The following is a 9976-nucleotide window of genomic DNA, read 5'->3' as shown; positions in this document are numbered from 1 at the left end:
CCGTCGGTGTCGACCCGATCATCATGCTTACCGGGCCGATCCCTGCGACCCAAAAGTTGTTGCAGCGCAACAACCTCACCATCGCCGACATCGACCTATTCGAGGTCAATGAGGCGTTCTCGTCGGTAGTGCTGGCGTGGCAACGCGAACTGCGTCCGGACACCGACCGGGTCAACGTCAACGGCGGCGCCATCGCGCTGGGCCACGCCGTCGGCGCCACCGGCGCCAGGCTGATCGCCACCCTGGTCGCCGAGCTCGAACGTCGCCAAGCCGACCTCGGCCTGGTAACCATGTGCTGCGGGGGCGGATTGGGGACCGGCACACTCATCCAGCGGGTGCCGACGTGATCGACTTCGGCGAGTACCTGGCCGCGGGCGCAGGCGTCTGGTGGGGCCAGGCGGCCGCCGAACCACGTCCCCTTGTCGACGCGCTCATCGCGCAGAGCGCCCGGATCGGACACATCCGGACGTTCACCGGGCTCAGCTGGAACGACCAGCTCGCCGTCACCATGCCCGCTCGAATGTCGATGGTGTCCTACGGCGGGCTCGGCGAACTGCGCGAGCTGAGCCGCTCCGGCCGCCTCGAAGTCATTCCGTGCCACTACTCGGCGCTGCCCAGGATGTTCGCCGAGCGCCGGCTGCCCTGCGACGTGGGCTTGGTGCAGGTGTCACCGCCCGACGAGAACGGGCGGTGCTCGCTGGGCATCGGCGTCGACTACGTCGCCGATGCGATACGGCACACACCGTTGCTCATCGCCGAGATCAACCAAAGAATGCCCGTCACCGTTGGCAGCCCGCGGATTCCGCTCGACCGATTCGCGGCAACCATCACCACCGACCGGCCACTACCCGAAGATCCCACTCGCGCACCGGGGTCTACCGAGCAGCGCATCGCCGCAAACATCGCCGAACTCGTCGACGACGGTGACACCGTGCAGTTGGGGGTCGGCTCGCTGGGCACGGCGGTTCTCGACGCGCTCGCCGAGCACGAGGACTTGGGATTTCACACCGGGATGGTGACCGACGGGCTGCTCCGGCTCCTCGACAAGGGCGTGGCGACGGGTGCGCGAAAGGAGCTCGACCGCGGGCTGATCGTCGCCGGTACCGCGCTGGGTTCGGTCGAGCTCTACAACCGGGTCGCCGACCTGCCAGCGAGGTTCCTGCCGACCAGTTACACCCATAGCCCGCAAATACTTTCGCAGCTGGCCTCGCTGGTGTCGGTGAACTTCGCGGTCGAGGTCGACCTGAGCGGACAGGTCGGCGCCGAGGTCAGCCGCGGCGTATACATCGGCGCGGTCGGCGGTCAGGTCGACTTCGCCCGCGCCGCCGCACTCACCGGGAAGCGGTCAATCTTCGCCCTGCGCGCCACCTCGGGCGGGCAGTCCACGATCAAGGCCGCACTCGACGGCGGTGTGGTCACCACATCGCGATCCGACGTCGACGCCGTCGTCACCGAATGCGGCGTCGCGCACCTGCGGGGATGCAGCATCGGCGAGCGGGCCAGACGGATGGCCGCGATCGCCGCCCCGCAGTTTCGCGACCAACTCGAGCAGGAAGGGATCGGCTCATGACCTTGCCCACCCACGTCGAGATCCGCGAAGTCGGGCCGCGCGACGGATTTCAGAACGAACCCGAAACCATCGCCACCGCGGACAAGATCGATCTGATCAACCGGCTGGCCCGGACCGGCCTGAAGCGGATTGAGGTCGCCAGTTTTGTCCGACCCGACGTCATTCCTCAGCTGTCCGACGGCGTCGAGGTGTTGCGCGGAATCGATGTGCCCGAACACGTCTCACTGATGGTGCTGGTGCCCAACAGCAAGGGCCTCGACAACGCACTGCGGGTCCGCGAGACCTTCTCCGAGGTCGCGATCTTCGTCAGCGCTTCGGAGACGCACAACAAGCGCAACGTGAACCGGACCATCGCTGAGTCGATGGCCGACAACGAGATCATCGCGAAACGCATCGTTGCCGAAGACCTGCGCTGCGCCGCCGTCATCGCCACCTCGTATGGCTGTCCGTTCGAGGGCAGAGTGTCGATGAACCGGGTGCTCGACATCGCCGAGCAGTTCGCAGCGGCGGGCGCCACCGAGGTCGGGTTCGGCGACACCACCGGAATGGCCAACCCCGCGTATGTCGGTGAGTTCTTCGCCGCCGCCCTCGAACGCCTGCCCGGGGTCGAGGTCACCGCGCACTTCCACAACACCCGCGGCCAGGGACTGGCCAACGCACACGCGGCACTGCAGGCCGGCTGCACCAGCTTCGAATCCAGCTTCGGCGAGCTCGGCGGGTGTCCGGTTCCCGCCGGCTCTACCGGAAACATCTCCTCGGAGGATCTGATCAGCATGTTCGAGGAGATGGGCGTGTCCACCGGGGTGTCGCTGCCCGCGATGATCGACGCTGCCCGCGCGGCACAGAGCGTGCTCGGCCGCAAACTGACTAGTCACTCCATCATCGCGGGTCCGATCGACTGGAAACCGAACCCAGACGCCCCGTCCTGCCGCTAGACAGACAACCAACCCATTGCGAGGAGATAGATCATGAGCAACCGCGTCGCGTTCGTCACGGGCGGAGCCCAAGGCATCGGCCAGGGCATCTCGGAAACCATGGGTGCCAGCGGCTTCCGAGTCGCCGTCGCCGACCTCAACCTGGAGGCGGCAGAAGCCACCGCGAAACGCATCGCCGGCGCCGGTGGCGAAGCCATCGCAGTCCACGTCGATGTGACCGACATCGAATCGGTACGCAGCGCGGTCAAGACGGTGGCCGCCGAGCTCGGTGAAATCGAAATCGTCGTGAACAACGCCGGCTGGGACGACTTCATGCCGTTCCTGAAAACCTCAGAGGACTTCTGGGACAAGATCCTTGACATCAACTTCAAGGGCGCACTGCGCGTCACCCACACCGTCGTGCCCGGCATGGTCGAGCGCGGATTCGGACGGGTGATCAACATCGGTTCGGATGCCGGCCGCGTCGGCTCGTCTCTGGAAGCGGTCTACTCAGGTGCCAAGGGCGGCATCATCGCGTTCACGAAGACCCTGGCCCGTGAAGTGGCGACCAAGGGTGTCACCGCCAACACGGTCTGCCCCGGCCCCACCGATACACCGGCGCTGCGCAAGTTCGCCGACAGCTCGGGCGAAGAGGCCGACAAGGTGATCGGCGGAATGGCCCGCTCAGTGCCGATGAAGCGGTTGGCCGAGCCGTCGGACATCGCCGCCGCGGTCGCCTTCTTCGCGTCGGATGCCGCGGGGTACATCACCGGTCAGACGCTGTCCGTCAGCGGTGGCCTCACGATGGCCTGACCGTCACCGTGTCCAGCAGTAGATCAGGAGGTACATCAATGGTGTTGTCCCACAACGGTTCGCCGGTAATCTGGCATGCCGAGGAGGCCGTGGTCGAGATCACGCTCGACCGCCCGCCAGCCAACGCGTTGGGGCTGCCGATCATCGAGGGCCTGCATGCGGGACTCGACGCGGCGGACTCGCTACCCGCGAAGACGATTCTGGTGTCCTCCGCGCTTGACGGCATCTTCGCCGCCGGTGCCGACATCAAGCACATGTCCTCGGTGGACGCCGCATCGTTCGCCGAATACGGGGACAAACTGCGTGCGGCGGTGGAACGCCTGGCCGCCCACCCCGCGATATCGGTGGCCGCCATCGACGGGCTGGCGCTGGGGGGCGGACTGGAACTGGCGATGGCCTGCACGCTGCGCGTGGCCGGCGCGGGTTCCAGGATGGGACTGCCCGAGGTAAAGCTCGGCCTGATTCCCGGCGCGGGTGGGACACAGCGGCTGCCTCGTCTGGTCGGCCGCGGACATGCGCTGGACATCATGCTCACCGGTAGGCAGGTCGACGCCGAGGAAGCGCTGCGCATCGGCCTGGTCGACCGGCTCGTCCCGGCAGGCACCGCCACCACGGCGGCGCGTGAACTTGCCCACGAACTCTGCCGACCCTCATCGCCTGCCCAACGCGCAGTGGTCCGGACCGTCGACGCGGCGTACGACCGACCGCTGGCCGAGGGCCTCCGATACGAGGTCGAAGAGATCCAACAGCTGTTCGAGCGCGGCGAGGCGGTCGAAGGTATCCAGGCGTTCATCGGCAAGCGCGCTCCCGAATTCGTCTGATCAGAAAGACCTTTCGATGGACTTCACACCACGCGTGAGCGAACGGGCACCGACGTCCTACGGTATCAACGCATTCGGCTGTGGCAGCGGGCGGAAGCGGTTCGACACCATGACGGAACTGGCCCGCGAAGCCGAGGCGGCGGGCTGCGCCGCGGTGTGGACGAGCGAGCTCTACAGCCGCTCGGCGACGATACCGATGGCGGTGCTGGCTGCGACGACAAGTCGAGTGCTGATCGGATCGAACATCGCCTACGGCGTCGGGCGATCACCGTTGATGTGGGCGGCCGAAGCGCGGGATCTCGACGAGCTGTCCGGCGGCCGACTGATCCTCGGCCTCGGTAACGGCACACCGAAGATGATGGAGAACTGGCACGGCACCAGCGGGGAGTCGCCTGCTGCCAGGATGGCCGAACTGGTCACCGTGCTGCGCAAGCTGTGGCGGCTGCACGAGGGGCCGGTGCACCACGACGGCCGGTTCTACACCGTGCACGTCGCGCCCGGCGGCGAAGTGTCCGCACCGCTACGCTCCCACCTGCCGATCTGGATCGCCGGGGTGAACCCGGTGATGATCCGCACGGCCGGCCGCGTCGCCGACGGGCTCATCGGGCATCCGATGTTCACTACCGACTACGTCGAGCAGGTGGTCCGCCCCGAACTCGCCGCGGGTGCAAACAAGGCCGGGCGCCCCGTCGAGCAGGTCGCCGTCATGGGCATCCGGATCTGCGCGGTCGATGACGACGAGGATGCGGCGCGACGGCGCGCGGCCTTCGCGATCGGGCAGTACGCCGCATCACGGGTCTATGACCGGCTCTTTGCCTTACACGGCTGGTCGGCTGCCCAGGAGAATATCCGCCAAGCCGCGCGCGACCGCGACGCCGATGCGCTCGTCAGAGCGGTACCTGACGCCGCCATCGACGCGATCGCCGTCGCATGCACCCCGCGGGACCTTCCCACCAGGCTGTTGGCGGCCTCGCAGGGATTCGACCACGTCGACGCGATCGCGCCGCCGTGGGGACTGTCCGACGAGCAGACGCTGCTCGGCACTGCACAGATCCTGTCCGGAATTCGTGATCTGCTGGGCCGCCCGTCGGCCTCGACCGTGAGCCGCAATACCGAACGATCGGAGTTCGTTTCATGATTGATCTCGAACGGCACTACGAGACGTTGCTTCTCGATTTGCCCGCGGACGGCGTGGTCCAGGTGACGCTGAATCGGCCCAGTCGTCTCAACGCGATGACGGTGACGATGTTCGACGAACTGGAATCGGTCGCGCGCGCGATCGGCGACGACCACGACATCCGCGTAATGATCTTGACCGGTGCGGGCAGGGCGTTCTGTGCGGGCTACGACCTCGACGAAGCCGAGGAGCTCCCGACTCTGTCCGCGCTGGGCATGCTGGACCGTCAGGAGCGCGCAGCCCGCGCGCTCAGCGCCGTGCGAGCGGTCCCGGTTCCCGTGATCGCCGCGGTCAACGGACCGGCCGCCGGCGGCGGCATGTCGCTGACCCTAATGGCCGACATCCGACTGGGATCGCCTGCGGCGAAGTTCAATGCCGCGTTCGTCCGGATTGGGCTGTCCGCCGGCGATCTGGGTGCGTCCTGGCTGCTGCCCCGGCTGATCGGTCCGTCGGCCGCTGCCGAGATTGGTTTCACCGGACGGATCGTGGACGCTGAGGAGGCCGAGAGGCTCGGCCTGCTCAATCGAGTGACCGGCCCGGACGACTTGCTCGACCAGTCGTTGGCGATGGCGCGTCAAATCAGTGCCAACTCCCCCGGCGGCATCCGATTATCCAAGCGCGCGCTGCAGGCCAACATGGAAATCGCCTCCTTCGCTGCGGCACTGGAGCTCGAGAACCGCGGACAGGCACTGCTGACGCGCTGTGACGACATGACCGAGGCGTTAGAGGCGTTCAAGGCCAAGCGCGCACCGAACTTCTCGGGGCGGTGACCATGGGCGCCGCCGCAACGCGCTGGAATCGGGTGTCTCGCCGCCCGTTGCCCGACGTGCTCGACGAGCTACGTACGGCGCGCACCCTGACATTCGACGAACATGGTCCCGGCGTCGTGGTGATGGCGGTGAACCGGCCCGATCGGGCAAACTCCCAGACCGTCGAGATGTTCGGCGAGATCGCATGGGCCACCGCGACCTTGCGTAACGCGCCGCTACGGGCACTCATCGTGACCGGCGCGGGCGGCAAGGCGTTCTGTACCGGCTTCGACCTCGACGAGGTCGAGATCATCACCAGACTGTCGGTTTCCGAGTTCACCGACCTGGTGGAGACCGCGGCAGCCGGTTCCAGCGGCATGCGTGCGCTGCCGTACCCGGTAATCGCCGCCGTCAGCGGACCCGCGGCCGGTGGCGGGCTCTCTCTCGCACTTGCTACCGACATCCGAATCGCCGACCAGTCGGCAAGTTTCAGCGCGGGCTTCGTTCGCGTCGGGTTGTCCATCGGCGAACTCGGCACGTCGTGGAACTTGGTCCGGCTGATCGGTCCCGGCCGGGCAGCGGAACTTGCGTTCACCGGACGCACCGTTCGAGCCGCCGAGGCATTCCGGATGGGGCTGGCCGACCGGCTCACCGAGACGGGCACCGCGCTCGACGCGGCACTCGAGCTGGCCGTAACCATCGCCGACAACTCGGACGACGGCGTGAGGTCCACGAAGAACGCATTTGTCCGCAATCTGGAGATCAACTCCTTCCATTCTGCGTTGGAACTGGAGAACCGCGGCCAGGCGCTGGCGGTACAGGTACCGACGACCGGTCACGCACTGGCGGGTCTCCTTGGCGAGGCTCGATGACCACAGCAGGAAAGCTCGACGCCGGGCTGCGGCCCACCGATGACCTGCGGCACCGACCCGTCGCCGGCGAACGAACCCGCGACAGCCTGTTCTGGCAGCTGACCATGCCTGAGGAACAACTCAGCATGCAGGTCTACCTCTACCTCACCGGCAGTGGGACGGCCGGCTACAACGTCTGCGTCTGGGGCGCGGGCGAGCGACCGCTGGCGATGCGCCAGCACCGCGGGAAGATAGCCGACCACACGGACCTGGACGAGTTCGCGTTCGCGGGGCTGACCCTCACGCAGCCGGAGCTGCGCAAGTCCTGCCTGATGACCTACGACCGCGACGGAGTGCGAATCGAGTTCGCCTTCAACGGCATTCACGACGCCTTCAGCTATCACAGCAATCCCGACGGCCTGCCGACGTGGTTCGCAGTGAACCGAATCGAGCAGACCGGTCGGGTGCGCGGCGGACTCGAGGTCGCCGGCCGCCACATCCAGTGGGACCGCATGGGTCACCGCGATCACTCCTGGGGAGTGCGCGACTGGGGGGTACCGCAGCATTGGAAGTGGTTCGTCGCCTATACCGAATCGGGCCGGGCGGTCAATGGATGGATCTGGATCGCCAAGGGCGAGTGGGGTTTCGCCGGGTACGTCGTGCGCGACGGGGTGACATATCCGATTCGACACATCGACCAGCACGCCGAATACGGTGAACAGATGCGCCAGCGTCGGCTCCGGGCGACCCTGACCGACATCAGCGGCACGAGAACCGAGCTGGAACTCGACGTCTTCGGGGTGATCGAATTGCCCACCCATGACCGACTGCAGACCGTAATCAGGGAGGGCGCCTGCCGCGCGGCCATCGACGGTGAACAGGGTGCGGGACAGTTCGAAACCCACTGGCAAGGAAGCTATCTGGACTACCTGTCGAATCAGGGCACCTGATGTGGACCTGGTCTGGCGACCAGCTGGAGCAGCTGGGCCACTTCCTGGCCGAACGAGGCCTCTGCGGCCCGACGGTGACCGCCGCTGCCATCGGTGACGGCCATTCCAACCTGACGTTCGTGGTATCAGACGGCCAGTCACGTGTCGTGGTGCGCCGACCACCGCCTCCCCCGCTGCCACCTGGTGCGCATGACGTGCTGCGGGAGGCGCAACTGCTGGCCGCACTGGCCTCCACCGACGTCCCCGCTCCTCGGGTGTTGGCCACCGCAGCCGCCGGCGAGCTGCTCGACGTTCCCGTGTTCGTGATGGACTTCGTCGACGGGGCTGTCATCACCGAATCAACGCCGGCGCCACCTGACGACGAACAACTACGACGGCGAATCGCCGAATCACTGGTGGACACCCTCGCCGCGCTGCACGGGGTGCGATGGCGTGAGGTCGGGCTCGGCGACTTCGGCAGGGCCGACGGGTTCAACGCTCGACAGCTACGCCGAATGCGGTCACTGGTCGCAGTCGACGGAGAAGTGCCGAAAGCGTTCGCTTCGCTGGACGACTGGCTGCACGCACACCTGCCGCCCGATTCCGCGACATCGATCGTTCACAACGACTTTCGCATCGGCAATATGATCGTCGACATCGGAGCCGGACGCATCGCCGCAGTGCTCGACTGGGAACTCGCCACCATCGGCGATCCGCTTGCCGACGTGGGGTATCTGCTCGCGTCGTACCCGGCCCGGGGTGAGCCGCTGGTTCCGACATCGGCGATGGGCACCGCGGTGCTCGAGCCCGGCTATCTCGGCAGTGTGGAGCTGCTCGACCGCTACGCCGACCACACCGGGGCCGATATGTCCGGGGTGAATTGGTATGCCACGCTGGCGATGTACAAGCTCGCCGCACTCTACGAGTACAGCCGCAGGCGGTTCGAGGGCGGGATCGGCGACCCCTACTACGCGGATCCGGAGTTAGTGCCGTCGTTCCTGGCTGCCGGCGAGCGGCTGGCCTGCGACGCGTAGACCGGGCGATTAGACCGATCGCTCTGCCTTGGCAGCTTCGGACGCGGCCTTGCTCCGCTCACGAGCTTCGGCCCAGTCTTGATCGGTCATCGCAGTGAGACCGGCGAAGGTGTTCGGCCCGGCCAGCCGCTGGCCGCCGTCCATCGCGATGGTCTCACCGGTCAGGTAGTCGCAGGCATCTGAGAACGCGAAGATGGTCAGGTTGGCGAGCTCCTCGATGGTTCCGGAGCGGCCGAGCGGGATCTGGTCCTCCTGCGTGGCGCCGACTGAACTCTTGTCGGTCGGATTGAGCATCTCCCATGCGTACTCGGTCGGAATGGGACCGGGTGCAAGGGCATTCACCCTGATGCCGTACCGCCCCCACTCCACCGCCAGCGACATCGTCATCGCGTGCACCGCCGCCTTGGCCATGGCCGACGGGACCACGAATGCCGAGCCCGACCAAACCCACGTGGTGAGGTTCGACAGAACCGCGCCGGGAAGGCCTTCGGCGATCCAACGCTTGCCCACGGCAACCGTCGTGTTGAACGACCCGGTCATCACGGTCGACGTCACCGCTTCGAAGGCACGCTGGCTGAGACTGGCGGTCGGGGCGATGAAGTTCGCCGCGGCGTTGTTGAGCAGCCCGGTGAGCGGCCCGTGCCTTTCCCAGATCTCCGCAACCGCGGCGTCGACAGCCGATGAATCCCGCACGTCGACGGCCTGATAATGCGCCACTCCGTCCCGACCGCCCGAAGCCTCTTCGGCTGCCGCGGCCAGCACTGCTTCGCGCCGCCCCCACAGGTGCACTTCGGCCCCGTACTTGACCAGCCGCGCTGCCACGCCGCGGCCGAGACCGGTTCCGCCGCCGGTGATCAGGACCTTCTTGTCCACCAACAGGTCGGGTGCGAAGATGTCGCGCTTCATTGCGCTCATGGCCGCAGGTCCTTTCTCGCCGGCCTACAGGCCGAGGCTCTTGCCGATGATTTCGCGTTGAATCTCGTTCGCGCCACCATAGATCGGCGGTGCCAACGCCTTGCGGACCTGCATTTCCATGCCGAACTCCACGGTGTAACCGTTGCCGCCCATCAGCTGAAGGCCTTCCAGCGCCACGTGTTTGGCTACTTCGGTGCACTTCA

11 protein-coding genes and 1 pseudogene are annotated in these 9976 nt (G+C 66.7%); 10 read left to right on the top strand and 2 right to left on the bottom strand.

Annotation, left to right across the window (positions count from 1 at the left end; genetic code table 11):
- The 10 genes and pseudogenes from QOC69_RS25465 to QOC69_RS25420 all read left to right on the top strand — a co-directional run.
- Positions 1-347: pseudogene (locus tag QOC69_RS25465) on the top strand (steroid 3-ketoacyl-CoA thiolase); the annotation flags it as partial.
- Positions 344-1570: an acetyl-CoA hydrolase/transferase family protein gene (locus QOC69_RS25460; RefSeq protein WP_526444859.1), complete on the top strand. Its 1227-nt coding sequence runs from the start codon at positions 344-346 to the stop codon at positions 1568-1570. The pseudogene QOC69_RS25465 and the gene QOC69_RS25460, both read left to right, overlap by 4 nt.
- Complete coding sequence (locus tag QOC69_RS25455; protein WP_526444857.1) at positions 1567-2505, top strand: hydroxymethylglutaryl-CoA lyase; 939 nt, start codon at positions 1567-1569, stop codon at positions 2503-2505. Before QOC69_RS25460 ends, QOC69_RS25455 begins: the two co-directional genes overlap by 4 nt.
- Before the next feature lie 33 nt (positions 2506-2538).
- A complete protein-coding gene (locus tag QOC69_RS25450) occupies positions 2539-3297 on the top strand; it encodes an SDR family NAD(P)-dependent oxidoreductase (protein WP_526444855.1) in 759 nt (252 codons plus the stop codon).
- 44 nt (positions 3298-3341) lie between these two features.
- Positions 3342-4118, top strand: a complete 777-nt coding sequence (locus tag QOC69_RS25445) for an enoyl-CoA hydratase/isomerase family protein (protein ID WP_526444865.1) — start codon at positions 3342-3344, stop codon at positions 4116-4118.
- A gap of 16 nt (positions 4119-4134) precedes the next feature.
- The gene (locus QOC69_RS25440) at positions 4135-5256 is read left to right on the top strand and encodes an LLM class flavin-dependent oxidoreductase (protein ID WP_526444853.1); all 1122 of its coding nucleotides are present in this window, start codon (positions 4135-4137) and stop codon (positions 5254-5256) included.
- On the top strand, positions 5253-6065 hold the full coding sequence (locus tag QOC69_RS25435; protein ID WP_526444851.1) for an enoyl-CoA hydratase/isomerase family protein: 813 nt from the start codon (positions 5253-5255) through the stop codon (positions 6063-6065). Before QOC69_RS25440 ends, QOC69_RS25435 begins: the two co-directional genes overlap by 4 nt.
- A gap of 2 nt (positions 6066-6067) precedes the next feature.
- On the top strand, positions 6068-6916 hold the full coding sequence (locus tag QOC69_RS25430; RefSeq protein ID WP_526444849.1) for an enoyl-CoA hydratase/isomerase family protein: 849 nt from the start codon (positions 6068-6070) through the stop codon (positions 6914-6916).
- Positions 6913-7845 carry a DUF7064 domain-containing protein gene (locus QOC69_RS25425; protein ID WP_526444847.1) on the top strand — a complete coding sequence of 311 codons (933 nt, stop codon included), beginning with the start codon at positions 6913-6915 and terminating at the stop codon, positions 7843-7845. Before QOC69_RS25430 ends, QOC69_RS25425 begins: the two co-directional genes overlap by 4 nt.
- Entirely contained in the window at positions 7842-8858 is a 1017-nt protein-coding gene (locus QOC69_RS25420; protein WP_526444863.1) for a phosphotransferase family protein, read from the top strand. The genes QOC69_RS25425 and QOC69_RS25420 overlap by 4 nt, the downstream gene beginning before the upstream one ends.
- A gap of 9 nt (positions 8859-8867) precedes the next feature.
- Here the strand turns inward: QOC69_RS25420 and QOC69_RS25415 are convergent, their stop codons facing one another.
- Positions 8868-9773, bottom strand: a complete 906-nt coding sequence (locus QOC69_RS25415; protein ID WP_526444845.1) for an SDR family oxidoreductase — start codon at positions 9771-9773, stop codon at positions 8868-8870.
- 24 nt (positions 9774-9797) lie between these two features.
- Positions 9798-9976, bottom strand: a 179-nt coding sequence (locus QOC69_RS25410) for an acyl-CoA dehydrogenase family protein (RefSeq protein WP_526444861.1), incomplete at its 5' end; no start/stop codon positions are given.

Origin of the sequence: Mycobacterium sp. (genome assembly GCF_032162105.1) — a bacterium.
GTDB lineage: Bacteria > Actinomycetota > Actinomycetes > Mycobacteriales > Mycobacteriaceae > Mycobacterium.
This window is presented reverse-complemented; position numbering and strand designations above follow the sequence as displayed.